Below are 26136 nucleotides of genomic sequence, written 5' to 3' on the forward strand. Positions count from 1 at the left end.
GCCCGCCAATTCAGTTTTAGTTCTTGGTCACATTCTGCAGGTGAAGCAAGAAGGATGGTTCGAGATCGAAATTCTCCACCCGGTCGTTGGTCACTGCATTTTGCTTCCAGTTGGCCACAAACACCCATGGCGCGTCTTCTTGAACGATAACCTGCATTTCACGATACAGTTCAGCACGTTCCTCTTGGCTTGTAGATGTGCGGGCTTTTTCAAGCAGCTCATCCACTTTTTCATTGGAATAATAGCCAGAGTTGAAGCCACCATTTTCGGGCCATGCGTCTGTGCGCAGGGCAAGATAAGGCAAGGTGTCTGGATCGTTGGTCATCCACGCCATCTCAGCCATATCAGCTTTGCCTTCAAGGCCAGGGTTCACTTCACCCAAGAAGGTGTTCCACTCATAAGTCTCGATTTTCACATCAAGCCCCACAGCAGCCAAATCCGCCTGAATGGCCGTGCCCATGGCAACCGGATCAAGCATGCCAGATCCGCCTTCGGTGACATAGAAGGTCAACTCAGCACCTTCCGCACCCGCTTCGGCCAACAATTCTTTGGCTTTTTCCGGATCATAAGGATATGGGTCCAGCTCTTCATTATATGCCCACGCAAACGCAGGTGGTGTTGGGCCAGCAGCAACTGCGGCTGTACCTTCCAGCACATCATTCACAAGTGCTTCTTTGTTGATGGCATAGTTGGCGGCCTGACGCACAAGCTTGTTGGCAAATGGGCCTTCTTTGGCGTTCAAAATCAGGAACCAAACGTGCGGACCAGCTTGCTCAACAATGGTGAAATCATCACCTTGGAATTGAGACAATGCGGTTGGCGGTACTTCCACCATCATGTCGATACCACCAGCGAGCATTTCAGCCACGCGGGTATTGGCATCTGTAATCGGGCGGAACACAACGGCTTGCACACCGGCTGGCTCACCCCAATAATCGGCATACCGATCTACAACAACACGCTCATTTGATGCCCATTCAACAAATTTGAATGGCCCTGTGCCTGTTGGGTGACGACCAATATCCTCACCATGCTCTTTCACCGCAGCGGGTGACACCAACAAACCTGTTGGGTAAGCAAGGTTCGACATAAATGGCGCATATGGCGCGTTCAACTTGAACTTCACTGTCAAATCATCAACCGCCATCGTTTCTTCAACAGCAGAGAAGAAGAAGGCCAGCGGGAATGGACCTGTGTTGTGATAAGGGTGATCCTCATCCAACATACGGTCAAAGTTGAACTTCACCGCTTCAGCGTTCAATGGCGTCCCATCATGGAAGGTAACCCCTTCACGTAGCTTAAAGGTATATTCAGTGCCATCTTCGCTAATGTCCCAGCTTTCAGCCAAAGCCGGAGCAACTTCCAATGTGCCGGGCTTGTAGCGCACCAAGCCTTCATAAAGGTTCACCAGAATCCGAAAATCATTAACCGCGGTGACAGCCGCCGGGTCCAATGATTTTGGTTCTGCAATTTGGCCCACCACCAGCACGTCCGCTGGCGTTTGCGCATGGGCGCTTGTGAGCGCGGGGAACATCCCCAACGCTGCGATAGAGGCCGCGACGAATGCGCGACGCGTTAATTTCAGAATTTGCATATTGACCTCCCTTTCGGATCAAACTGTATTTATCATGATAAATTGCAAGCGTCAATTTTTCATGATAAATAGAACCCAAGGAGCTATTATGACATACTCAATTCTTGTGTTCGATCCAGAGACCAAGCAACTTGGCGCCGCTGCGGCCACCGGCTCACTTTGTGTGGGTGGCTGGGTGTTACGTGGGCGCGTCAATGTGGGGCTCTCCGCCAGCCAAGGCGCCGCCCCCAGCACATTCTGGCGCGACGATATTTTAGATTTATTGCAGCAAGGAAAAGCCGTTGAAGAAGCGGTGAACACGGTAACAGGTGCCGATCAGGGCCGCGAATCGCGGCAGTTGGCAGCCCTTGATTCGAAGGGCAATGCAGCGGCCTTCACCGGCAGCAAGAACACGCAGATCGCTTTGGCCCAAAAGTTTGAAAATGGTGTCGCCTCTGGCAATCTTTTGGCGCATGAAAATGTTATTTCCGATGCCATTGCAGGCTATCAGGAAGGCAACCGCCATATGGGCGAACGCCTGCTTAGTGCGCTCCATGCAGCGCAGGAATCCGGTGGCGATTCCCGCGGCCTCATGTCCGCTGCGATGTTGATTATATCACCCAAGGAAGCGCCCATAGATCTGCGCATCGACTATAGCGAAAAGCCACTCACAGATCTGAGTGCGCTTTATGAGCGGGCTATGACGGGTGAATATCGCGACTGGCACCTCACCGTACCGACCTTGCAAAATAGGGAACGTGGCCTTGATTGATTGGGGACAATTGGCGGCTGAACGCCTTACCGAAATCGCAAAAATCTCTGAAGACGGACCCGGCGTAACCCGCCTGCCCTTCACACGCGAACATGCCGACGCATTGGCGCTGATTGAGGGCTGGATGCGCGATGCCGGGCTGGAAACACATTTGGACGCAGCAGGGACATTGGTTGGCCGAACAAGTTTTACCGGGGCCAGCCAGACGCTCTATATGGGGTCGCACCAAGATAGCGTCCGCCATGGTGGAGCCTATGACGGCATTATGGGCGTTGCTCTGCCCATTCTTGCCCTCAAAAAGCTCAGTTCCGAGGGCAAAACGCTGCCGTTCAACGTCGAAATACTTGCCTTTGCAGACGAGGAAGGCGTGCGCTTTCCCACCGCACTAATTGGTTCGCGGGCGCTTGCCGGCACCTATGACCCTGCGGTGCTTCACCTGAAAGATCGCGATGGCATCTCCATCGATAAAGCGATGCGCGCCTTCGGCCTTTCGCCAGAAAATATCCCGAAACTTAAGCGCAATAACAATCAGGCTTTGGGCTTTCTTGAAGTACATATTGAGCAGGGCCCCATGCTGCAGGATGAAGATTTGTCCCTTGGGGTGGTGACCGCCATATGCGGCATTGAACGCCATAGCGTGACCTTTCATGGCGTGTCCGGCCACGCGGGCACCTTGCCCATGCGCAACCGACAAGACGCACTCGTGGGCGCGAGCAAGCTGATCAGCTTTGTGCATGAGCTTGCGCTGAATACTGAGCATCTGCGCGCCACGGTGGGTGCGCTCGACATTTCGCCAAATGTGGTGAACTCCGTGCCCGATGAAGCAAGGTTGACCGTGGAAATGCGAGCGCCAGATGACGCAATTCGCGCCGAAGCCGCACAAAAAATAGAAGATCAGGCAAAAGAAATCGCCGACAGGCATGGTCTTACAATAAGCTACGACAAGACCTACGCCCAGCCAGCACAGCAATGTGCCGACAGCCTGACCCAACCGCTTTCAAAGGCGGTAGAGGCGCAACTGGGGCGGACACTTGCCCTACCCTCCGGCGCGACGCATGACGCGTCGGCCATGGCCGATCTTGGCCCCATGGCCATGATGTTTGTGCGCTGCAAAGATGGCATCAGCCATAACCCAGAGGAATATGCGGCACCCAGCGATATGGGCGATGCAGTGCATGCCCTAGCATCTTTTATCGAGAATTTGGCGAAGACGGTTTAATCAACCGCCTTTAAAGCCATTCATAAAAGCGGTCAGATTGTCGCCCAGCTCATCGCACAAATAGCCACCCTCTTGTATCATCACGCACGGCAAATCCATTTGTGCAAAGCGTCGGCCAATTTCCGCAAAGCCTTGTTCGCTGACTGAAAGTCCGCCAAAGGGATCGCCCTCAAAAGCATCCAGCCCGAGCGCAACGACAATGATATCAGCGCCAAAATCCCGCACACGCTCCAGGCCCTTATCAAGCGCTTCTAAAAAGCCCTCATCGCCCGTGCCCATTTTCAACGGTAGGTTGAGGTTGGTGCCCAACCCTTCGCCTTCGCCACGTTCGTGGGCATGACCCCAGAAAAACGGATAATAACGGATCGGGTCCGCATGCACAGAAACCGTTAGTACATCTGGGTCGGCGTAGAAAATGCCTTGGGTGCCATTGCCATGATGCAAATCCACGTCAACAATTGCCGCCCGTAACCCGTTCTGTTTCAAATGCGCTGCCGCAATGGCCGAGTTATTGAAAAAGCAAAATCCGCCTGCCAGATCGGCAAAAGCATGGTGCCCTGGCGGACGGCAAAGGCCATAACTCGCCTTCGCGCCGGCCATAACATCATTGGTTGCGCTCACCGCACTTTGCGCACTCCAATAGGCCGAATGAAAAGTATGTTCAGAGATCGGACATGCGGTGTCGGCCATATGAAACCCAGCTTGGCCAACCGCAGATTTCGGGTAACTCACCGTGCGTCGGTCCGGGTGAATGTTGGGAATGACTTCTGGCGACGCACCATCGATGCGCTGCCACCGGGTATAAATATGGCGCAAAAAGTGGATATATTCAGCACTGTGCACCCGCGCAATTGGCGCCATGCCGTGATCTTCCGTCGCGCTTTGGGTCAACCCAGCCGCATTTGCCCCATCCACCAAAGCTTGCACACGCCCGGGCTGCTCCGGATTAGGCTGTGGCGCCCCAGAGGAAAGAAAATTGACCGGGTTATGCTGTCGCTGGGCTTCGTCAAAGAAAAACTTCATTACAAATATCGTCTCTCGATCGTTTGAGTGTCCGTATCTGGGTTTATGCCCAAAAGCTCTCGTGTTTCTGTGGGGGTCGCCACTTGCTTGCCATTGGCTTCAATCAGGGCTTTCACCTTTTCAACCTGCTGCGCGTTCGATGTCGCCAGCTCGCCTTTGGCAATATAAAGATTATCCTCAAGCCCCACGCGCACATGACCACCAAGGGCAATCGACAAAGCAGCCATTTGCATTTGCGCCCGCCCCGCGCCGATTACCGAAAAGGTGTAATCCGCACCAAACAATTTGTCGGCTGTGTTTTTGAGGAAATAGAGCACCTCAGGCAAAGGCGGCGCACCACCAAGCACACCCAACACAAACTGCAAGAAGAACGGTGGTTTCAACACCCCTTTATTCGCCAAATGGTCAAGCATATAGAGATGAGAAATATCGTAGCATTCTAACTCAAACACAGTTGGTCGCACATCCAGCGTGCGCACAATTTCCCCAATGTCCCGCGGTGTATTTTTAAACACCAGATCGTTTGAGTTGCGCAGAAAAGGCTCTTCCCATTCATGCTTCCAGTTCTTGATCCGGTCCGCCAGCGGATAAAGCGCAAAATTCATGGTGCCTAAATTGAGCGATGCCATCTCAGGCTGAAGTTGAGACGACGCCGACAAACGATCATCCAAACTCATAACGGCTGACCCGCCGGTAGACATGTTCAAAATGGCATCACTTTGCTCCGCTAGTTGCGGGTAAAAGCCCTGCCAATGCGCTGGGTCTGCACTGGGTTGGCCCGTCTCCGGATCGCGCGCGTGCAGGTGCAAAATAGACGCTCCCGCGTCGCTTGCCGCCTTGCCTTCGCGCACCATATCAGCACCTGTGACAGGCAAATGGGGCGACATAGAAGGCGTGTGTATGGAGCCTGTGAGCGCGCAGCTCACAATCACTTTATTGCTCATTCACGCCACCTCTTTGAGATAAAGATCCGCAAATTGGGCCAAAGATTTTTCCAGCAATCCCATCAGTTCATCCACTTGCGCAGCGGAACTGATCAAAGGTGGACAGACCATAAAATGATCGCCTTCTGCCCCGTTGCGGGTGCGCCGCGAATAGATGATCAAGCCATTGTCATAGGCGATATTCACCAGCTTGGCATGGGCATTAAGTTCTTTCGGCAAAACCTGTTTGGTGGTCGCATCTGCCATCAATTCGAACGCCAACAGCAGCCCTTTGCCCCGCACGTCGCCAATGAACGGATATTGAGATTGAAGGTCGCGCAACCTGTTATAAACCATGCCACCAATGCGGCTGGCGCGGGCGCACAATTGCTCATCTTCCACCACATCCAGCACGCCCATGCCAGCGGCGGCCGCCAGCGGCATTGCTGCGTTGGTGAAGCCGTGCAAAAAGCCGCCATGGTCCAGCACATCTTCAACCAGGTCGTTGCGGGAGATCACCGCGCCAAGAGGCACATAGCCCCCGCCGAGCCCCTTGGCGCTGATGATCATGTCAGGCGTGGCACCAAAATGGTCCGCCGCAAAATAGGTGCCTGTACGCCCGCCACCCGTCATCACTTCATCATAGATCAACAACAATCCATATTTATCACAGAGCGCCCGGAGCCCTTCCATATAGCCAGCGGGCGGCACAAGTGCCCCGGTGGAGGCCCCACCTATTGGCTCCACCAAAACCGCCAGAACGCTCTCCGGCCCTTCAGCCAAAATTTTTTCTTCCATCTGCTGCACATAATGCGCCCCGGTGGCCGGATCATCCATGTCCAGCCCATCAAGATAATGCAGCGGCGCGCGCACTTTTGGCATCTCACGCATCATCGGCGCGAACGGATCGGCAAAGGGTGGTGTGCCGGTAACGGCAACCGCGCCAAGCGTTGACCCGTGATAGGAAGGCGTGCGCGAAATGATTTTGAACCGATCGGGTTCACCGCGTGCAATCGTTGCTTGCCGCGCGAGTTTGATCGCTGTTTCCACGGCTTCAGAACCGCCGGAAACAAAGAAAACCTTGTCCAATCCAGCCGGTGCTTTTTGCGCCAGCCGCTTGGCGAAGCGCTCCACAATATCGCTTTGAAAATGCAACCGATAGGCAAAGGTTGCCTTTTGCATTTGCTCGGCCATGCAGGACAAAACATGTGGATGCGAATGTCCAATGTTGGACACCATCGCACCAGAGGAGCCATCGAGATAGCGCTGCCCATCAACATCCCACAAATAGATGCCTTCGGCGCGGTCGATAAATGGCCTTGTCTGCCTGCTTTGATAAAAGAGATGGTCCGACACCGCCTCTAATCTCCAAGCAATGTGCAGTTTTGCGGATCGAAGTGAACTTGGGCCGCCTCGCCCTGATTGAACAGGGCCTGTCCCACAGTATTGATCGCCTGCAACTTTTGGTCGCCGACATGCACAAAATAGCGCACGGACTGCCCCAAATAATCCACAGCTTCCACCGTACCCTTGGCCGAAACATGCCCGGCGGGCAATTTTGCTTTCGCGTCGCTCAATTGAAGTTTTTCGGCCCGCAACACCAGTTTGCCTTTTTGCGAGGCATTGCCTTTCGGCACTTGGGTTGTATCCACCTCCAGCTTGCCAAAATGCGGCAATTCAATCGCCACCTTATCCGCCCCAGCGCCTTCAACAGACACATCCATAAGGTTGGATGCACCAAGGAACTGCGCCACAAATTCGGATGCTGGACGGTTATAAACATCCCAAGGGCTGCCCACTTGCTCAATGCGCCCGTCACGCATCACCACAATATTGTCGGACATGGCCAAGGCCTCACCCTGATCGTGGGTCACAAAAACGGTGGTAACGCCCAGTTTTTCCTGAATATTTTTCAACTCAACCCGCATGTCTTCACGCAGATTGGCATCCAGCGCTGAAAGCGGTTCATCCAACAACAAAACATCGGGTTCGATCACAATTGCCCGGGCCAGCGCGATCCGCTGCTGCTGCCCGCCAGAAAGCTGCGTGGGATAGCGATCGCCCATATCGGGCAATTGCACCAACTCCATCGCGGCCTTAACTTTTTGCTCTACTTCGGCCTTCGACACATCGCGATATTTCAGGCCAAAGGCCACATTTTCAAAAATCGTTTTGTGCGGAAACAGCGCATAGCTTTGGAACACAATGCCCAAATTGCGCTTGTGGATGGGCACAGTATTGACCCGCTGCCCCTTCACCAGAATATCGCCTTCGGTGGGATCCAACAAACCTGCAATCATACGCAAAGTTGTGGTTTTGCCGCAGCCAGATGGCCCCAAAAGCGTGAGAAAACTGCCTTGCTCAATTTCCAGATTGAGCGGATGCACGGCTGTGAACGTGCCAAATCTTTTAACGATGTTGTCTAAGGTAACGGCGGTGCTCATGATGATTTCATCCCGTGCAAAAATGGTGGGCAATGGCATCCATCGCCCACCACATTGATAAAATTAATAGCCCTTTTGAACGCGTCCAAACATCTTGGACCATTCTGCTTCATTGCCATTCCAGTAATCTGGGTTCGCAAAGGTCAAGCCGTCCAATTTGCCTGATGGGTCAAACGCTGGAAGTGTTGGGATTTTTGAACCCAAATCCACTTTTGAAGGATCAAGCGCAGGTGGATAGTTCTGCGCTTCAGCCACCGCGATTGACGTTTCAGGTGCCAACATAAAGTTGAGCAACTCTTCCACCGCACCCAATGGTGAGCCTTTGATCACGAACAGACATTCCTGCCAGCCAAAGCCGTTTGGTGGATCATAATAGCCAATATCGTGACCCTGCTCTTGCAGCGCATAGATACGGCCAGACCAGCCTTCAGTGACATAGATTTCTTCTTCTGCAAGAAGGCTCATCAGTTCCGCGCCAGAACCCCAATATTTAAGGGCCAGATCACGGTGTGTGCGGATCGCATCCCAAACCGCATCCATATCTTGGATGTTGTTCGGATCTTGATCTGTTTGCAGCGCGCCATACCAAATCCGGGTACGCCAATCGCTCCAACCGCCGATTTTACCTTTATATTTCTCATTGAGCATGATGCGAGCGCCTTGCTCTTTCATTTCCTCATCAGAAATATATTTGCGGTTATAGGCTAGGCCTGTGGTGCCATAGTCATAAGGCACACATGAAAGCGCATCGCCTGAAACAGCGCGGAACACATCCACAAGCTTTGGAATAACCAAATCAAGGTTTGGAATATTGTCGGTGTTCAAGGCAGTTGAATAGCCGAGATTGTGATAACGGGCATAATCAAACACGCCAGACAGGTGGGCGATGTTATATTCGCCTTCTTGTGCTGTTTTCACGCGTGCCAAATATTCGTCACCACTGCCGAATGTGCCATCAACCACTTCAATGCCGGTCTTGGCAGTGAACGGGTCAAACGCTTTTTCGCGGAACGCTTCTGAGACAACACCGCCCCAGCCATCAAACCGCACTTGGCTCACATCTTGGGCAAACGCCATGTTGCCGAATGGCATTTGCACGCCATAGGCCGCACCAGCAGCGCCCAAAAGCCCAAGAAATTTCCGACGGCCAATGTCACCATTGCCATACATCTCTCTTAGGCGTTCATATCTTTTAGTATCGTCCATTATTCCCTCCGTAGGATTGTTCGATTTCGATTCTTGCAGCGCTATTTATTGCGCCTTGAGGCAGACCACCTGGCCACGCCAATGCCAATCAATGGCAAACCTGTTGTCAGCATAATCATCACCGCCCCAAGTGCGTTGATCTCCGGTGAAATGGAGTTCCGCAGCATGGCGAAAATCTGGGTCGGCACGGTTTCAACCCCGCCCGGCTTCCAGAAAAGTGTGCCGGTGATGTCGTCAAAAGAAATGGTGAAGGCAAACAGCCCCCCAGCCATGACCGCGGGTAAAATGAGCGGCAGTGTGATTTGGAAAAACGCTTGGATCGGCGAAGCCCCAAGGCTGCGCGCCGCCTCTTCATAATCCTTCTTCACCGCCACCAGCCGTGCTTGCACCACAAGCACAACAAAGGGCAGCGTGAAAATCACATGGCCCATCAAAAGCAAAAAGAAGCTTTTAGGGATATTGAGCATTTGTAAAAACAACAGCAACGCCACCGCCAGCACCACTTCGGGCACCAAAATCGGCGCGATCAACAAGGTACTAATGCTGTTTTTGCCCGGAAAATCATACCGCACCAACGCCAGCGACGCCAAAACGCCAAGGGTGGTCGAAATAATCGCCGTCATCAAACCAAGGGTCAGAGAGGTTTGAAATGCCCGCACAATCGCGTCATTTTCCCATAGTGCCACGAACCAGCGCAGTGAAAAGCCCGTCATGGGAAAGGCCCCGAACTGGTTGGCGTTGAAGGCAAGCAAAATCACCACCGCCACGGGCAAAAACATGAAGGTATAGACCAAAATAGTCCAAGCTCGAATAAGGGGCCAACCGCGCATTATCCTATCCCCTTCGCAATCTGTCCCAGTCCCATAAACCGGTTATAGGTGAGCACCACCGCGCCCAGCACCACCAGCAACATCAGCGAGAGCACTGCCCCCAGCGGCCAATCGAGCTGCGTGATGATGGCTTCAAAGACCAGGTTGGCAAACATGGCATCGGTGGGACCGCCAAGTATAACCGGGGTGATATAGGTGCCAGCGCCAAGCACGAAGCACAACAGCCCCCCGGCTGCCAAACCTGGAACTGATAGGGGAAGCGTCACTTCCCAAAATGTCTGCATTGGATTTGCACCCAAGGAGTTCGCCGCGTCTTCCAACGCGCGATCAATCCCATCAAGGCTCACATAGGTATTCAAAATCATAAAGGGCAGCAAAAAGTGCACCAGACCCAAAATAACGGTGGTCTCGTTGTAAAGCATCTGGATCGGCTCATCGATCACCCCAACCGCCAACAACAAGGAGTTAAGCGCGCCGGAAACACCAAGAATGTTGATCCAACTCATGGTGCGGATAATGTAGCTAACCCAGAACGGCAGCATCAAAAGCAACAGCAAAAAGCCCCGATTGACGCCCCGCGCCCGCGCCACAAAATACGCCACAGGGTAGCCCACAAATGCGCACACAATAGTCGTGATCGCGGCAATGCGAATGGTGCTCAACAAAATGTCGCGGTAAAACCGATCGGTGAGTGCTTCTTGCCAATTGCCAAATGAAAACGCGGCTTCAACGCCGCCCACGGAGGTACGCAACCAAAAGGAATACACCACGATAAACATCAATGGGATCACCAACAACAGCGCGATGGTCACCAGTGCTGGGGAGAGCAGCACCCATGGAGCCCTCTTCTCACTCTGTTCAATTGTTGCCATTAGTCCCCTCCAATAGGCATAGGTTTGGATATCCCCATCCATAAATCAAATAGATATTTACAATCTTGATTATTGATTTAATCTATACCTATGGATAGAGATGCTGAAAACCTAGCCAGACAGCTAGATTGGAACCTTTTGCGCATGTTTGTGGTGTTGGTGGATTCTCGATCCATCACCCTTGCCGCGTCCAGATTGGGCCTGCAACAGCCCAGCGTTTCCTCGGCGCTCAAGCGTTTGGAGGAAACTTTAGGCCGGAAATTGATTGAGCGCGGCCCCGGCAAATTCAATGTCACCGATGCAGGCAAACAGCTTTATCGCGAAGCTGTGGATATTAATGGATCAATCCTGCGCCTCTCCACTTTGATGCGGGATATTCAAGAAACCGTACAGGGCCACGTCAAAATCGCCATGGCCAGCCATGTGCTTTGCGAATTTTTTGATGACATTCTGGGCGATTTTCATATTCAGCACCCGCAAGCCACCGTTGAAATCATCGTTGGTCCCAGCCACCATGTGATTGAGCAAGTGGTGTCACGTCAGGCCAGCTTTGGCATTTGCCTTGTCTATAACAAGCATCCCAAGCTGCACTACAAGCACATGTTTCGTGAGCATTTTGGCTTATACTGCGGCCCGAAACACCCGCTTTTCGGGAAGAAAAACCTCACCACCAAAGATTTGGCAGGCAACAATTGGGTGTCGTTCACGACCGACCAATTGTCAGATGTGCTGCGCCCGGTCACGCTGTTGCGCGCCAAAGCGGCGCCGGAGGATGCTGTCGTTGGGTCATCTGCCAACCTTGAAGAGGTGCGCCGGATGATTCTCTCAGGGTTAGGCATTGGCCCGCTGCCGGTTCATGTGGCGAAACGTGACGTAGAAATGGGCTATTTGCACCGCCTGCCGCCCTATGACGATCCGCCGGAAATCGATGTTTATGTCACCACCAACCCGGCGACCAAGCTCAATCGCGCTGAACATTTGCTGCTGAAAAACCTCACGGACCGCATTGATTCCATCCCCCTTGAAGATCGCATCTTTGGTGGATAGTTCATGCCAATCAGTGCCTTGACCAATCACGCCCTCTCGTGGATTGACAAATTAGGTCTCCTGCTTCTTATTAGAGGCTAGATGGTTCCAGGGCGTTCTAACGACAAACTGGATGAAAAGGGAATATGGTGCGATCGACCCAAACAGGGGATCAAGTCCATAGCTGCCCCCGCAACTGTGAGCGGATAGCGAGCTGAGATCACCACTGGCCAAGTGCCGGGAAGGTTCAGACATCGCAATGACCCGCAAGTCAGGAGACCTGCCATCGCATAATATCAACCACAATCGGGCGGGGTGTCCCGGTAAGGAGTAGCGATGAATATTCTTGCGGCCATTTGGCCCATTCAAAATTGCTGTACCGTACCCACCCTGGGGAGCGGACAATGCAATTTGAAATCTTCCTAGTTAGTGCAAGTTACGTATCAAACCGCAAATTTGCGGCGTTAGCAGAAACTTTAGTGGCGGCGAATGAAACGCCGTGTGACGTGGTGCGCCTTGAGCACCAAGGCGACCATATGTTCAATGCGCTGGATCGCGCCTTGGCCAATGGCGCAACGCGAATTGTTCTGCGGCCTATTGGCATTCCCTTTTCGCAAAGCCTGCGCAAATGGGTGCCGAACGCAGCGGCAGATTGGCTCACCCGCCAGCCTGCCCATCAGGTAAAATTGGCGATTGCGGCCGATCTTGATGAAGATCAGGAATTGCTCAAACTGGTGGCCAACCGCCCCTATCGAGCTGAACCAATCGCACCCAAAATTGACGGCATGAATGGCAAAGGTTGGGATGAACCACCGGCCTATGAGCATCATTTGCTGGTGTGTACAGGCCCGCGTTGCCATATGCGCGGCAGCTTTGGTCTGCTCGAGCCCCTCAAAGCCGCTGTGCAACAAGCTGGCCTCGGCTCGAAATGCTTGATCGCCAGCACGGGTTGTCTGTTTCCCTGCAACAATGGTCCTGTGGTGGTTCATTACCCCAAGGGCGACTGGTATCAGCTCAATTCAGAACAGGACGTGGCAAAGTTCGTCGATGACGTGCTGATCCATCAGCGCACATCACCATTGCGTCTGCCCTTCGCACCGACACCGGCTGAACCATCGCCGGAGAAGGCAATGCTGCATGCCAACGAGTGAAGCTGAGCACAAAAAATAGCAGGCAATTCACACTTGCCAACCGCACAACACGTAATGTAATAACATTACAAAAATGAATTGAAGACAGAATAATGATCAAAAAAATTGCACTTTCCGCCGTCATCTCCACTCTTATGGCATCGCCATCATTTGCCGACACAATTGAATATGAAAGCTGTGGCGTGCCCATCACCATTGAGGAAGCGCCCACCCGTGCCATCACCCTCAACCAACAGGCAACCGAGGTGATGCTCGCCCTTGGGTTGGAAGATCACATGGTCGGCACCGCCTATTTGGAAGATGAAATCCCCGCGCAATGGCAAGACGCATATAATCAGGTGCCCGTCATCGCGGAAAACTATCCCGCCAAAGAAGTGGTGTTAATTGAAGAACCAGACTTTTTGTTTGCAGGCTTTGCCTCCGCCTTTGCAGAGAAAAATGTTGGCACGCAAGAGGAGTGGAACGGGCGGAACGTCGCTACCTATTTGGTGGACGCCTCTTGCGATCAGTACAATCCGAAGAACGTGCCTGTCACCACAGCGCCGATCCTAAAAGACATTAAAATCATTGGCGACATATTTGGCGTTAAAGACCGCGCAGAGCAATTGATGGCAGAAACCGCCACCCGCATTGAAAAAGTCCGCACCCTCAACCCAGGTGCAGGGCGCTCTGCCTTTTTCTACGATAGCGACGATGACCCTGTTTACACGGCTGGGTGCTGTGGCAGCCCTGCCCTGCTCATGCGCATTCTGGGCTTGAACAGCATCAGCGATGACATTGAAGGTCGCTGGGTGAATGTCGGTTGGGAGCATGTTGTGCAGCACGATCCAGAGATTATCGTGATCAATGATGCGGTTTGGTCGCCGGCCGATGAGAAAATCCAAAAGCTAAAAACTGACCCCGTATTGGCGCAACTGCAGGCGGTTAAAAATGAACGTTTTGTGATTATCCCCTTCTCCCAAACAGTGTTGGGCATGCGCTTTACCGACGGCGTGGAAAACCTCGCGCAACAGATCGAAGAGTTGGACCAATAAGATGCAGGCGGCGCGGCTTCCTCTCATCACAATCGGTGCCTGTATCGCCTTATTTGCCATGGTGATTGCGGGCACCTTTTGGGGCACCGCGCCCATTCCTTGGGATCAAAAACTCGCGGTGTTGCTGCGTGCGCCAGAGGCCAAATCGAGCCTCACCATGATCATATGGGAATGGCGATTGCCGCGCGTCTTGGCCTGTGCCGTGGTCGGCGCCGCTTTGGCGCTGAGCGGCACACTCATTCAAACAGCCCTGCGCAACCCGCTGGCCGATCCCTATTTGCTGGGCTTGTCTTCAGGCGCTTCAGCCGCAGCCGTGGCGGCAATCATTTGGCTACCAGCGGGCATCGTCGCAGCCTTTGGTTTGCCGCTAATCGCCTTTTTGGGTGCCGCAGCGGCTTTCGCCTTCACTCTTTTGATGGCCTATAGCCGCGAACGCCCCATGGACCGACTGCTGGTGATCCTGGCCGGTGTGGCGGTCTCATTGTTGTTTCAATCCTTCACCGCATTCCTGCTCCACATTTCTGAGCCAAATGCCGCCAAGGCGGCGCTCAACTGGCTGATGGGTTCAGCCGCAGGCACCAACTGGAATGATTTACCGCTGATCACCATCGCTACACTTATCGTTGCCGCAATGGCACTCACCCAACATAGACAATTGGATGCATTATTGATGGGCGACGCGCGCGCCACATCACTCGGCGTAGCCACAGGACCACTCAAACTCTCGATATTTTTGGCAACTGCTCTCCTGACGGGCCTCAGCGTTTCCATCATGGGCATTGTGGGTTTTGTCGGGCTGATCGTGCCGCATTTAGCGCGGCAATTGTGTGGCTCCGGCCACAAAAACCTCATTCCCCTTGCCATGATTTTCGGCGCCCTTATTCTGACCTTTACCGACCTGCTATGCCGCACATTGCTGGCCCCGAGCGAACTGCCCTTGGCGGTGCTGCTCGCCTTGTTCGCCACGCCCCCTTTTATCTTTATTCTAAGGCAGACACGCCATGTTGCATAAAGCGCCAACTCCACACACTAATGCGATTTTCAAATTGAACAATGTTGGCTTTTCAATCGGCAGCAAAGCGCTGGTGCAGGACTGCACATTCGAGGTGCTCCAAGGCAGTTTTATGGGCCTTCTCGGCCCCAATGGCGCAGGCAAATCATCCTTGCTGCGTCTGCTCTATCGCGAAAAGAAACCCACCGCTGGCAGCATTGAGGCATTCGGTGTGCCGCTCGAAAACTGGAGCCGCAAAGGCTTTGCCGCCAAAGTGGGCACTGTGCTGCAGGAAAAGGCGCAATTGGCTGGCCTCACCATCGCACAGGTCGCTGGGTTGGGCCTGTTTCCGCTCTCCTGCGCCAAACAGGAGGAAGCCGAGCGTATTCGCGAAGCCCTGGAGTTGGTTGAGCTATGGGACCGACGCGACGAAAATGCCGGTTATTTATCCGGTGGCGAACAGCAGCGTTTGTTTTTTGCCCAAATCTTGGCGCTTGATCCGGAAGTCTATGTGCTGGATGAGCCCAATAATCACCTGGATATCTATTTTCAGATCAGGTTGCTGGACCATATCAAAGCCAAAGGCAAAACCGTTATCGCCTCATTTCACGACATCAATTTGGCCGCACGCTATTGCGACAGTGCAGTGCTGATGCACGAATCCGAAATGGTGGCCAAAGGGCCTTTGGCCGATGTGCTCTCGCCAGAACGGCTAAAAGGCGTCTACCGGGTTGATGCTGAGTTTTCCAACAGCGCCATTGCGATAAACGCCCCCGTCAATCAATTTGCGATGCGCTAAACCTAGCGCACCACATAAACGGAGCAGGTAGAGTGGCGCACAACGCGCGCCGCATTCGGCCCCAAAAGGAAATCACGAAAGTCCGGCTTATGCGCACCGATCACAATAAGATCAGTGCCAGCCTTCTTCGCCGTGTGCAAAATTTCCTCATAGGCGTTGCCCACAGACACGATGTGGCGCACATCCTTGTTCGCCTCAGCACCAACAACACTTTCTGCCACCTTAATAAGGTGATCATGCGCTGCCGCTTTCATCTTATCTGTGTGATCAGCTTCAAAATAGCTGCCGACAACACTCATGCCATAGTCCGGCACCACCGTGATCACATCTAGACGTGCATCGTCCAACTTGGCCAAACGATAAGCCTCTTCCAAGATATGCTTTTCATCATCAGGCCGATTGATATCGACCGCACATAAAACCGATTTACTCATTATGCACTCACCTCCCTCAAGGTTTTTGCACGCCGCGACTGCAAGAACGCCACAAATCCAAGCAAGATAAATGTTGGAATAAACATCAGTTCTTGCGGCAATTGTTGCACCCGCACTTTCGCTTCCTGCAAGGTCACAGGCTGATCACCATAAAAGTCGAAGTCACTCATCTTGTCGAAATATGGAGTGCCCGGGAAGGGTTCTTCCATGAGCAATTGATCACCCTCGGCCATAAAGGCCAATCCGAGCGCATCCAAACGTTCATCAGCAGTGGTGCCTTCATTAAAGTTCAGCACCAAGGTGCGTTCTTTTGGCTCGCCCGTGTCAAAATCCGGCCCGCTCACAACGATCCGCATTTCTTTATCGGCATCAACCGAGCCTACTGTTTCAGTGAAGGCAGCAGATGCCACATCACGATATGGTGGTTGAACTTGGTCCATAAAGAAATCGGGACGGAACAACGCGAAGGCGATCAACACCAGCGCAACACTTTCCCAGATCCGGCTTTTCGTGAGGAACCACCCCATGGTGCCTGCGGTAAAGACCAATATGGCTATGGTCGCGACCACAAATACGATGATCCCTTGCCACCACGTCACATCGATCAACAACAAATCTGTGTTGAAGATAAAGAAGAACGGCAGCGCCACTGTGCGCAATGAATAGAAGAACGCGATAAAGCCCGTGCGGATCGCGTCGCCGCCTGAAACGGCCGCGGCCGCGAAACTCGCCAGCCCCACCGGGGGCGTCACGTCCGCCATGATCCCGAAATAGAACACGAACAAGTGGACCGCGATCAACGGCACAATCAAACCAGATTGTGCGCCCAATTCCACAACAACACCGGCCATCAAACTCGACACCACGATATAGTTCGCCGTGGTCGGCAAGCCCATGCCCAAAATCAGCGAGAGCATGCCAACAAAAATCAGCATCAGGATCAAATTACCGCCCGAGATCAACTCAACCAAGTCGGCCATCACTTGGCCAATGCCCGTCAACGTCACCGTGCCCACAATGATGCCAGCGGTGGCCGTCGCTAGGCCAATGCCAATCATATTGCGTGCGCCTTCAATCAACCCTGCAATCAAATCCATGATGCCCAGCTTGACCTTTTCGCCATAATCACCGGCATTGCGGAAAATGGCTTTCAGCGGACGCTGTGTCAGCAAGATGACAAACAGCAGTGAAGTCGCCCAGAAGGCCGACAACCCTGGTGATTTTTGCTCAATCATCAAGAAGTAGACCAGCACCACAATTGGCAACAGATAATAAAGACCGGCTTTATAAATCTCAGCGATTTCAGGCAGCTCAACATCTTCCGAGTTTGGATCATCTGGCACCAGATCGTCTGTTTTTGAAGCCAACCAAACCAAGCCGACATAGGCCATAAACAACATCAGCGCCAAGACCCAGCCTGCATTCTCCGGCACCAAAGCCGTGACCCAGCGCACTGGATATTGAATGCCGTAACAAAGCGCTGCAAAGCCAGCAAAGAACGCGGCCATGCCACCGATCGTGCGGCCAACAGAAACGACCTTATTGCCCAAAGTCGGCATGTTGCGTTTCACCGCTTCAAGGTGAACGATATAGACCAAAGCAATGTAAGAAATGGTTGCAGGGAGGAAGGCATGGGTGATCACTTCCACATAGGAAATGCCCACATATTCCACCATCAAGAACGCCGCAGCGCCCATCACAGGGGGCATGATTTGCCCGTTCACCGATGAGGCCACTTCAACCGAACCGGCCTGCTCGCTGGTAAACCCAACGCGCTTCATCAAAGGAATAGTGAAAGTACCCGTGGTCACCACGTTTGCGATGGACGACCCGGAAATCAAACCCGTCGCCGCGGAACCAACCACCGCCGCTTTCGCCGGACCACCTTTAAGGTGCCCCAAAGCGCCGAAGGCCATTTTAATGAAATAGTTGCCCGCGCCAGCCTTATCCAAAAGCGCGCCGAACAACACAAATAGGAACACAAATTTCGTCGACACCCCAAGCGCAATGCCGAACACGCCCTCTGAAGTGATCCACATATGGCTCATGGCTTTCTTCAGCGATGCGCCCTTCCAGCGCATAACTTCAGGCACCCAATCAGAAGAGCCAAAAAACACATAGAGCATAAAGATCGTGGCGATGATGGCCATTGCCGGGCCAAGCGCCCGCCTTGTGCCTTCAAACAAAATCAAAACACCGACAAGGGCCACCCACTTGTCAGTATCGTCAGCCAGCCCACCGGCGGCGACAATTTTGTCGTAAAAGAAAAAACCGTAAAGGGCGATAAAGGCACCCAAAATGCCCAAAATCCAGTCTTGCACCGGGATTTTATGGCGCGGACTCGATTTGAGCGCAGGATAGGCCATAAAGGCCAAAAATAGGGCAAAGGCCAAATGCAATTGCCGCGAGTTATTGATCAAATCACTGGGCAAAATATAGTTTGAAAGTGGAGACGCAAGCGCGACCTGAAAAACGGACCACACCAAAGCCACAACCGCCAGAAACAAACCAACGGCCCCTTCAGGGGAACGCGAACCAGCGTCACTCGACGCGACCAACTCCTGCAGTTCAGCTTCGCTCAGCCCTCTGCCATTATCCGAATTCTTGACCATTTTCTCCCCCTTAGAAAACCTTTTGCCTGAGCTTAGAGCCGCAAAGCACAAAGCGCCGTCCCCATGCACAGTATTTAACTATGCCGTAAAAAATGGCAGGGGCGCAAATCGGCCCCCGCCACGCTGTTGATAAGTATGACTTATTCAATCCAGCCTTGTTCGCGATAATATTTCGCGGCGCCATCATGCAATGGTGCTGAAAGGCCAGCAGTTGCCATTTCTTGAGGATCAAGATTTGCAAAAGCAGGGTGCAGCTGTTTGAAGTCATCGAAGTTTTCGAAAACTGATTTAACAACTGTGTACACAGCTTCTTCAGACACGTTGGTTGAGGTCACAAATGTTGCGCCGACACCAAATGTTGATGTGTCTTCATCATTGCCGCGATACATGCCACCAGGAATGGTTGCTGTCCGGTAGAATGAATTGTCATTGATCAAGCCAGTTACAGCTTCACCGTCAACATTCACCAACACTGAATCACATGAAGTTGTGGCTTCCTGGATTGAACCGGATGGGTGACCAACGGTGTAAACCATCGCGTCGATTTGGTTATCACAAAGGGCAGCAGACTGTTCGGCTGCTTTCAACTCTGTGGCCAACTCGAAATCATCCATTGTCCAGCCTTTGGCTTCCATCAACACTTCCATAGTGCCGCGTTGGCCTGAACCTGGGTTACCAATGTTCACGCGCTTGCCTTTGAGGTCGTCAAAGTTTGTCACGCCAGAATCGGCACGTGCCACAACGGTGAAAGGCTCTGGGTGCACAGAGAATACAGCGCGCAGCTCTTCAAACGGACCAGCTTCTTCAAAGCGTGATGTGCCGTTATAGGCGTGATATTGCCAGTCAGACTGAGCCACACCAAATTCCAACTCGCCTTCGCGAATGGTGTTGATGTTGTAAACAGAACCGCCTGTAGATTCTACTGAACAGCGGATGCCGTGATCTTTGCGGCCTTTATTGACCAAACGACAAATCGCACCACCTGTTGGGTAGTAAACGCCGGTAACACCGCCGGTACCGATGGTCACAAACTCCTCAGCTTGAGCAGTTGGCACAACCATAGCGCCAGCAATTGCCGCAACGGCAAAAGTTTTAAGGTACTTATTCATAAGACCTCCCTTTAAAGTTAGACTAGTTTTACGCATTCCAGGTTTCCCCGAACTGTTGATTAAGGCATTCGACTTCGAAAATACGTTGTTTCGCCGCCTTGCCTGATCCCGCCACAAGCATCCCGATGATCGTTTCGATCAGCACGATGGTTGCCGCGTAGGATGAGAAAAATTGTGGGCTGTCTGTCGCCACAATAAACCCAGTGTCGGCTTCCGCCAGCACGGGGCAAGAATGGGTGTCCGTAATCACAATCACCTTCGCGCCCATGCGCACAGCCGCCCGCACACCTTCTATGGTGCGCCGCGCAAATGGTGGTTTTGTGACAACCAACAAAACATCATTTTTGTTGAGTGCAGAAATTTCTGCCCCAAGCGATGCGCCTGCCCGGCCAGCGATGCGCCAATTGGAGGTGAAATAGTTGGCCAGATAAGCCATATATTCCACAATCCCAGTTGAACTCAGCGACCCAAGCAGCAACACGTTGCGGGCATTGCTCAAATAGCGCACCGCCTTCTGCAATCGATCCTGCGGAATATTTTGCGTCAACTGCCCGATATTGGCCGCACAGGCCGCCGACTGCTTGTTCAAAAATGGGGTGCAATCGCCCATTTCAGCTTCCGCCTGCAACTGTGACGCCTTATCGGTCATATTGCTGACGCTGCGCCCAAGCGCACCACGCAACATTTCACGCAATTCTTCATAATTTGAAAAACCAAGCGCCCGCGCCAACCGCGAATAGGTTGCGGGCGAAATGTCACTGGATTCTGAGATGGATCGAAGGGATCGCGTTGCCGTATCAACCTGGTTCTTGACAATATAGTCGGCCGCAGCTTTGAGCTGTTTGCTCAAAGCGCCATATTCAGCCGCCAGTCGTTCCTCAAATTGAACCACTGCAATTGTCCTCGCTTGAAATCCCTCTTTGCAACAAAAATTTTTCATTTGTTTCATGGATTGTCAAGTCTCAAAACATATGTTTCAAATATTAAGTTACAAAATTAGTAGCCAATATTCATCAAAAGATCGACCAATGAGCAAAATTTTTCACCGCACATCTACCCAAATACCCTTAGAAGCCGTTGCCGGCGATGGCGCCTATCTGATCGATCAGAATGGCAAACGATATCTGGATGGGTGCGGTGGCGCAGCCGTGTCCTGCCTTGGGCACTCAGACGAATTTGTCAAACAGGCCATGCGCGACCAACTCGATAAACTTGCATACGCGCACACGGGCTTCTTCACGTCCGCGCCCGCCGAAACACTTGCAGAAAACCTGATTACGTATGCGCCGGGCGATCTCGACAAAGTCTATCTGGTGTCCGGCGGCTCCGAAGCGATGGAATCTGCGCTTAAATTGGCGCGGCAATATTTCATCGATAAGGGCGAGCCCCACCGCCATAAGGTAATCGCCCGACAGCAAAGCTATCATGGCAATACACTGGGCGCCCTGGCAACTGGCGGCAACAAATGGCGGCGCGCGCCCTACGCCCCCATGCTGTTTGAAACCTTCCACATTTCTCCGTGCTACGAATATCGTCACCGCGCGCCAAATGAGAGCGTCGAATATTATGGCAAGCGCGCCGCCAACGAATTGGAAACCGAAATCTTGCGGCTCGGCCCGGAAAGCGTCATGGCATTTGTGGCCGAACCTGTGGTCGGCGCAACCGCCGGCGCTGTGCCAGCGGTTGAAGGATATTTCAAACGCATCCGCGAAATCTGCGACCAATATGGCATCCTGCTCATCCTTGACGAAGTGATGTGCGGCATGGGCCGCACCGGCACCCTGTTCGCATGTGAACAAGATGGCGTCGCCCCAGATATTATGGGCATCGCCAAAGGCTTAGGGGCTGGCTATCAACCCATCGGAGCCATGCTCTGCACAGGTGAAATTGCCGACACCATCCGCGATGGCGCGGGCTATTTTAAAAACGGCCACACCTATTTGGGCCACCCCATGGCCGCCGCTGCGGCAAATGCAGTTTTGCACCGTCTAACCCAGGACGGGCTGGTCGACCGATCCAAACAAATGGGTGTAAAATTCAAGGCTGCACTACAAGACCGTTTCGGTGACCATCCCTATGTTGGCGATATTCGTGGGCGTGGCCTGTTTATCGGCGTTGAAATTGTCGAGGATAGAGAAACCAAGGAGCCGTTTGATCCGGCGCGTAAAATCCACGCGCATCTAAAGCAAAAAGCCATGGAAAACGGACTGATGATCTATCCCGGCAATGGCACAAAAGATGGCATTTCCGGCGATCATATCCTGTTGGCGCCATCCTTTATCATCACGGATGATCAGATCGGCGAACTGATCGACAAGCTGGGCCAAACATTTGATCAGGTTTTTGCCGCATGATTCCGTTGCCGCGCCTGATGGTGGCCCCCAACGGGGCCCGCAAAACCAAACAAGATCACCCGGCACTGCCCGTGACCATTGAAGAAACGGTGCAGACCGCAAAAGCCTGCTTCGAAGCCGGAGCAGATGGGCTGCACGCCCATCTGCGCGATGCGGATCAACAACATATTCTGGACGCAGGCCTCTATAAAGAACTGCTCGCGGAACTACGAATCGCAGTGCCGAAAATGCAGGTTCAAATCACCACCGAAGCGGTTGGCCTCTATCAGCCCCTCGCGCAAATCGAGCTGGTGAAACAAGTTCGGCCAAAATCTGTTTCAATTTCAACCAAAGAACTGCTCTCCACCGGCGACCAAAAGGCCGCCGCAGAGCTTTATCTATGGGCGCAGGAAAACGGTGTCGCGGTGCAACATATCCTTTATGACACCAACGATCTTGCCGCGCTCTATCACATCTGCATTGACCACAATATCAGTCGCGAAAACATCCAATTGCTCTTCGTATTGGGCCGATATACCAGCGATCAGCAGAGCGATCCGTCGATGCTGACTCCGTTTCTGCACCGCCTTGCTGAAATTGAAATGATCGCTGATTGGGCCGTCTGCGCCTTTGGACAGGGCGAAACCGATTGCCTCATCCGCGCACATCAATTGGGCGGCAAAATGCGCGTTGGCTTTGAAAACAATGAGCTCAATCCAGATGGCAGCGTGGCGAAGGACAATGCCGAGCGGGTAACCCTGCTCAATCGCTTGCTTGCAGCCCACTGATCCAATTCTGCACATAGTGATGCGCCTGCCGTATTGCCGCCGCCAGCGCCAGCCCGTCCGCCAAGCCGCAGGCAATCGCGGTCGACAGGGTGCACCCGGTGCCACGCGGGGTAAATGCCTGCGTTTGTGCCGTAAATACAGTCTCACATTGGCTGAGCATCAGCACATCCCGCAGCACATCGCCCTCCCCATGCCCACCTTTCAGCAACACGGCACGGCATGAGTTATGCAACCGCTCAACCCCCAAAATCTCAGCCTCAGGCAGATTGGGCGTGACCAGTGTAACTAACGGCAACAGGCGTTCTTTCATCGCCACGATGCCGTCATCCGAAAGAAGTTGCGCCCCGGAACTTGAGGCAATAACCGGATCAAGTACAATCGGCAAATCGCGCCCTTGAAGGGCATCCGCAACGGCCCCCACCACGGCTCCATCGCCCAACATCCCAATTTTGACAGCCGCAGGCGCATCATCCTCCAATGCTGCTGCAATTTGCGCCTTCACCAAGTCAGCCTCGATAAGTTCGACACGCCGAACCGCAGCATTACTTTGCACTGTCACCGCAGTCACCGCAGGCTTCACCGCAAACCCCAATTCGGTCGCCACAGCGACATCCCGCGACAAGCCAGCGCCGCCGCTGCTGTCCGTCCCGGCAATCACCAATATGCTATGGGGTTTCAACATGCACAGGCCGCCATCAGTGCCAAATTCTTGTGCCCCTGCGCCTGCAATTGCTTGGCCCCGCGCCATGCCCGCAACCCGGTGTGGCAGGCCAACACCAAACGCTGATCGTCAGGAAAATCAGCCCCTGCCAGCCCATCAATCTGCCGCCGCTGCGCCTGCACCATGATCATCTCTGGCGCTTCACCTTCACCCCGAAGGTCGAACACCAGATCATCACACCGCACCCCATCACGCCCCAAAAACGGCCAAACAGCTGACGGCTCTGCCGCCCCCAAAAAGCTAAAGCTCGAAAAGCTAAGGTTCCGCGCATCCATGCGCACCATCTGCCCCAAGGGCGACGGGCTTTGCCCCAGCAGCACCGCCAACACCATTTGGGCCTGCATCGCCCCGATCATGCCCACCACCGGGCCAAGCACCCCGGCCGTGGCGCAGTTGGCCGCTTGTGTTGGCAGGTCCGGGAACACGGCCCGCAAACTCGGCGCACCGCCGCAAAAGCCGCCCGCATATCCCGCCTGCCCGAGCACGGACGCAGAAATCATTGGCTTTTTCTGCGCCAAGCATTGATCCGACAAGATATAAGACACCGCGAAACTATCCGCCGCATCCACCACAATATCCGCGTCCGCCACCAAAGATTCCGCATTGTCCGGCGTCAACGCCTCAGCAATCGCCTGCACCACAATATAAGGATTGCGCGCCAAAAGTTGATCCCGCGCTCGCTTGGCTTTAAACGCGCCAATATCTTTGGTTTCAAACAGGGGCTGCCGATGCAGATTGCTTTCCTCAACGCAATCCGGATCAACAATCGTCAAACTGCCCACCCCGGCACCGGCCAGATAGTGCAACACGGGCGACCCAAGGCCCCCCGCCCCCACCACCAGCACATGAGCTCGCGCCAGTTTCGCTTGGCCATCGCGCCCGACTTCAGGCAGATGCATTTGCCGTTGATAGCGCGTCATGAACATGTCTTGATCCATTCCCGCGTCCGCGCCTCCGGGTTGTCCGCAAACTGAATATCGGTGACCACAGCCACACTGTCAGCGCCCGCCGCCAACACGCCCGGCGCACGTTCCACACTCAGCCCGCCAATGCCCACCAGCGGCACATCGCCCACCATCTGCTTCCAGCGCGTCACCCGCTCCAGCCCCTGTGGCGCCCATTTCATTTTCTTCAATATGGTCGGATAAACAGGGCCTAATGCCACATAAGCAGGGTTGAACGACAACGCCCGATCCAACTCGCCTTCATCATGGGTAGAAAGCCCAAAGCGGATATTTGCAGCACGAATGACCGCAAAATCCGCCTCGTCCATATCCTCCTGCCCCAAATGCACAAAGTCGCAATGTTCGTCGATCGCGATCTGCCAGTAATCATTCACAATCAACCGGCAGCCATGGGCATCACAAATCTGCTTGGCGCGGCGGATTTGCGCCCGCACCTCATCTATCGGCGTGTCTTTAATCCGCAATTGCACCAGCTTCACGCCCAAAGGCACCAAACGGGCGATCCAATCCACGTGGCCGACGATCAAATAGAATTTTTCCATCAGTCAAACACCGCCATGCCCAAAATGGGCGTGGAGGGCACAGCCATATCGCGCCGTTCCATCATTTGCGCAGCAAAGCCCTTGCGCCCAGCCTCAACCGACTTCGCTATGGCCGCCCCCATCAAGGCCGGGTCTCCTGCCTTCGCAACCGCCGTGTTCAACAACACCGCATCCATACCCAGCTCCATCGCCATGCACGCATCAGAGGGACGTCCAATTCCGGCATCGACAATCAGCGGCACATTTGGAAAATGCGCCCGCATCGCGCGCAACGCATCCGGATTGCGCAAACCCTGACCGGAACCGATAGGGGCACCCCAAGGCATCAGAATCTCGCAGCCTGCTTCCAGCAATTTCTCGCCCACCACCAGATCATCGGTGGTGTAAGGAAACACCTGAAAGCCCTCATCGCTTAAAATCCGCGCCGCCTCAACCAAGCCGAACACATCCGGTTGCAGATTATCGCTATGACCGATCACCTCCAGCTTGATCCAGTTGGTGCCAAACACTTCCCGCGCCATCTGCGCCGTGGTCACGGCTTCCTTCGCTGTGTGGCACCCCGCCGTGTTGGGCAAAATCTTGACGCCAAGCGCTTTGATCAATTGCCAAAAGCCAGTGCCCGCCCCGTCCGCACCTTCGCGGCGCAGAGACACAGTGATGATCTCTGTGCCAGAGGCCTTCACCGCCTCCGCCAATATCTGCGGCGACGGATATTGCGCTGTGCCCAACAGCAAGCGCGAGCCGATCTCTTCGCCATAAAGCTCCATGA

General features: G+C 53.6%; 25 protein-coding genes and 1 riboswitch. Of the genes, 9 read left to right on the plus strand and 16 right to left on the minus strand.

The genetic code is table 11. The features are described 5' to 3' along the window. Nucleotides 1–16: 16 nt before the first annotated feature. Complete coding sequence (locus G549_RS0108850) at nt 17–1594, minus strand: ABC transporter substrate-binding protein (RefSeq protein ID WP_027834722.1); 1578 nt, start codon at nt 1592–1594, stop codon at nt 17–19. An 88-nt stretch (nt 1595–1682) separates the two neighbouring features. Between G549_RS0108850 and G549_RS0108855 the strand changes: the two genes are divergently transcribed. Beyond that, complete coding sequence (locus G549_RS0108855; protein ID WP_027834723.1) at nt 1683–2345, plus strand: DUF1028 domain-containing protein; 663 nt, start codon at nt 1683–1685, stop codon at nt 2343–2345. Further along, complete coding sequence (locus tag G549_RS0108860; RefSeq protein ID WP_210162413.1) at nt 2332–3564, plus strand: M20 family metallo-hydrolase; 1233 nt, start codon at nt 2332–2334, stop codon at nt 3562–3564. The genes G549_RS0108855 and G549_RS0108860 overlap by 14 nt, the downstream gene beginning before the upstream one ends. On the opposite strand, the gene G549_RS0108865 is transcribed toward G549_RS0108860, so the two are convergent. From G549_RS0108865 to G549_RS0108895, 7 genes are all read right to left on the minus strand, one after another. After that, nucleotides 3565–4587 carry a histone deacetylase family protein gene (locus G549_RS0108865; protein WP_027834725.1) on the minus strand — a complete coding sequence of 341 codons (1023 nt, stop codon included), beginning with the start codon at nt 4585–4587 and terminating at the stop codon, nt 3565–3567. It abuts the gene before it with no gap. Next, nucleotides 4587–5531 carry a 3,5-dioxohexanoate:acetyl-CoA acetone transferase gene (gene kce, locus G549_RS19670; protein ID WP_051213574.1) on the minus strand — a complete coding sequence of 315 codons (945 nt, stop codon included), beginning with the start codon at nt 5529–5531 and terminating at the stop codon, nt 4587–4589. The genes G549_RS0108865 and kce overlap by 1 nt, the downstream gene beginning before the upstream one ends. Further along, the gene (locus G549_RS0108875) at nt 5532–6866 is read right to left on the minus strand and encodes an aminotransferase family protein (protein WP_051213575.1); all 1335 of its coding nucleotides are present in this window, start codon (nt 6864–6866) and stop codon (nt 5532–5534) included. A gap of 5 nt (nt 6867–6871) precedes the next feature. Further along, complete coding sequence (locus G549_RS0108880; RefSeq protein ID WP_027834727.1) at nt 6872–7954, minus strand: ABC transporter ATP-binding protein; 1083 nt, start codon at nt 7952–7954, stop codon at nt 6872–6874. Nucleotides 7955–8017: 63 nt separating this feature from the next. Continuing rightward, complete coding sequence (locus G549_RS0108885; protein WP_027834728.1) at nt 8018–9160, minus strand: extracellular solute-binding protein; 1143 nt, start codon at nt 9158–9160, stop codon at nt 8018–8020. 41 nt (nt 9161–9201) lie between these two features. Continuing rightward, nucleotides 9202–9990 (minus strand): ABC transporter permease, encoded by a 789-nt coding sequence (locus tag G549_RS0108890; protein WP_027834729.1) that lies wholly within the window; start codon nt 9988–9990, stop codon nt 9202–9204. After that, nucleotides 9990–10862: an ABC transporter permease gene (locus G549_RS0108895; protein ID WP_027834730.1), complete on the minus strand. Its 873-nt coding sequence runs from the start codon at nt 10860–10862 to the stop codon at nt 9990–9992. The genes G549_RS0108890 and G549_RS0108895 overlap by 1 nt, the downstream gene beginning before the upstream one ends. Nucleotides 10863–10952: 90 nt before the next feature. Here G549_RS0108895 and G549_RS0108900 point away from each other — a divergent pair, with 90 nt between their 5' ends. From G549_RS0108900 to G549_RS0108920, 5 genes are all read left to right on the plus strand, one after another. After that, nucleotides 10953–11909, plus strand: a complete 957-nt coding sequence (locus tag G549_RS0108900; RefSeq protein WP_027834731.1) for a LysR family transcriptional regulator — start codon at nt 10953–10955, stop codon at nt 11907–11909. 65 nt (nt 11910–11974) lie between these two features. Next, a riboswitch (cobalamin riboswitch) is annotated at nt 11975–12190 on the plus strand. Between the two features lie 102 nt (nt 12191–12292). Next, nucleotides 12293–13039 (plus strand): (2Fe-2S) ferredoxin domain-containing protein, encoded by a 747-nt coding sequence (locus tag G549_RS19675; RefSeq protein WP_156905522.1) that lies wholly within the window; start codon nt 12293–12295, stop codon nt 13037–13039. Nucleotides 13040–13131: 92 nt separating this feature from the next. Further along, entirely contained in the window at nt 13132–14073 is a 942-nt protein-coding gene (locus G549_RS0108910; protein ID WP_027834732.1) for an ABC transporter substrate-binding protein, read from the plus strand. A 1-nt stretch (nt 14074) separates the two neighbouring features. Next, nucleotides 14075–15085, plus strand: a complete 1011-nt coding sequence (locus G549_RS0108915) for a FecCD family ABC transporter permease (RefSeq protein WP_027834733.1) — start codon at nt 14075–14077, stop codon at nt 15083–15085. Next, nucleotides 15075–15863, plus strand: a complete 789-nt coding sequence (locus G549_RS0108920) for an ABC transporter ATP-binding protein (RefSeq protein ID WP_051213577.1) — start codon at nt 15075–15077, stop codon at nt 15861–15863. The genes G549_RS0108915 and G549_RS0108920 overlap by 11 nt, the downstream gene beginning before the upstream one ends. Before the next feature lie 2 nt (nt 15864–15865). On the opposite strand, the gene G549_RS0108925 is transcribed toward G549_RS0108920, so the two are convergent. The 4 genes from G549_RS0108925 to G549_RS19680 form a co-directional block, all read right to left on the minus strand. Beyond that, complete coding sequence (locus G549_RS0108925; protein WP_027834735.1) at nt 15866–16297, minus strand: universal stress protein; 432 nt, start codon at nt 16295–16297, stop codon at nt 15866–15868. Continuing rightward, nucleotides 16297–18909: a TRAP transporter permease gene (locus G549_RS0108930; protein WP_027834736.1), complete on the minus strand. Its 2613-nt coding sequence runs from the start codon at nt 18907–18909 to the stop codon at nt 16297–16299. The genes G549_RS0108925 and G549_RS0108930 overlap by 1 nt, the downstream gene beginning before the upstream one ends. A gap of 140 nt (nt 18910–19049) precedes the next feature. Then, nucleotides 19050–20054: a TAXI family TRAP transporter solute-binding subunit gene (locus tag G549_RS0108935; RefSeq protein ID WP_425462131.1), complete on the minus strand. Its 1005-nt coding sequence runs from the start codon at nt 20052–20054 to the stop codon at nt 19050–19052. Then, nucleotides 20047–20910: a MurR/RpiR family transcriptional regulator gene (locus tag G549_RS19680; RefSeq protein ID WP_205468082.1), complete on the minus strand. Its 864-nt coding sequence runs from the start codon at nt 20908–20910 to the stop codon at nt 20047–20049. Before G549_RS19680 ends, G549_RS0108935 begins: the two co-directional genes overlap by 8 nt. A 136-nt stretch (nt 20911–21046) precedes the next feature. Between G549_RS19680 and G549_RS0108945 the strand changes: the two genes are divergently transcribed. Beyond that, nucleotides 21047–22372, plus strand: coding sequence for an aspartate aminotransferase family protein (locus tag G549_RS0108945; protein WP_027834738.1), 1326 nt, complete (start codon nt 21047–21049; stop codon nt 22370–22372). Then, a complete protein-coding gene (locus tag G549_RS0108950; RefSeq protein WP_027834739.1) occupies nt 22369–23139 on the plus strand; it encodes a beta-keto acid cleavage family enzyme in 771 nt (256 codons plus the stop codon). Before G549_RS0108945 ends, G549_RS0108950 begins: the two co-directional genes overlap by 4 nt. Here the strand turns inward: G549_RS0108950 and thiD are convergent. From thiD to G549_RS0108970, 4 genes are read right to left on the minus strand one after another with little or no spacing between them, the layout of a single operon-like run. Continuing rightward, entirely contained in the window at nt 23114–23821 is a 708-nt protein-coding gene (gene thiD / locus G549_RS19685) for a bifunctional hydroxymethylpyrimidine kinase/phosphomethylpyrimidine kinase (RefSeq protein ID WP_036221794.1), read from the minus strand. The two genes, G549_RS0108950 and thiD, sit on opposite strands and share 26 nt — an antisense overlap. Then, complete coding sequence (locus tag G549_RS0108960) at nt 23815–24780, minus strand: HesA/MoeB/ThiF family protein (RefSeq protein ID WP_027834740.1); 966 nt, start codon at nt 24778–24780, stop codon at nt 23815–23817. Before G549_RS0108960 ends, thiD begins: the two co-directional genes overlap by 7 nt. Beyond that, nucleotides 24777–25367 carry a thiamine phosphate synthase gene (locus tag G549_RS0108965; RefSeq protein WP_027834741.1) on the minus strand — a complete coding sequence of 197 codons (591 nt, stop codon included), beginning with the start codon at nt 25365–25367 and terminating at the stop codon, nt 24777–24779. Before G549_RS0108965 ends, G549_RS0108960 begins: the two co-directional genes overlap by 4 nt. Beyond that, nucleotides 25367–26134 (minus strand): thiazole synthase, encoded by a 768-nt coding sequence (locus tag G549_RS0108970; protein ID WP_027834742.1) that lies wholly within the window; start codon nt 26132–26134, stop codon nt 25367–25369. Before G549_RS0108970 ends, G549_RS0108965 begins: the two co-directional genes overlap by 1 nt. Nucleotides 26135–26136 lie beyond the last annotated feature (2 nt).

Source organism: Maritalea myrionectae DSM 19524, from assembly GCF_000423365.1.
Taxonomy (GTDB): domain Bacteria; phylum Pseudomonadota; class Alphaproteobacteria; order Rhizobiales; family Devosiaceae; genus Maritalea; species Maritalea myrionectae.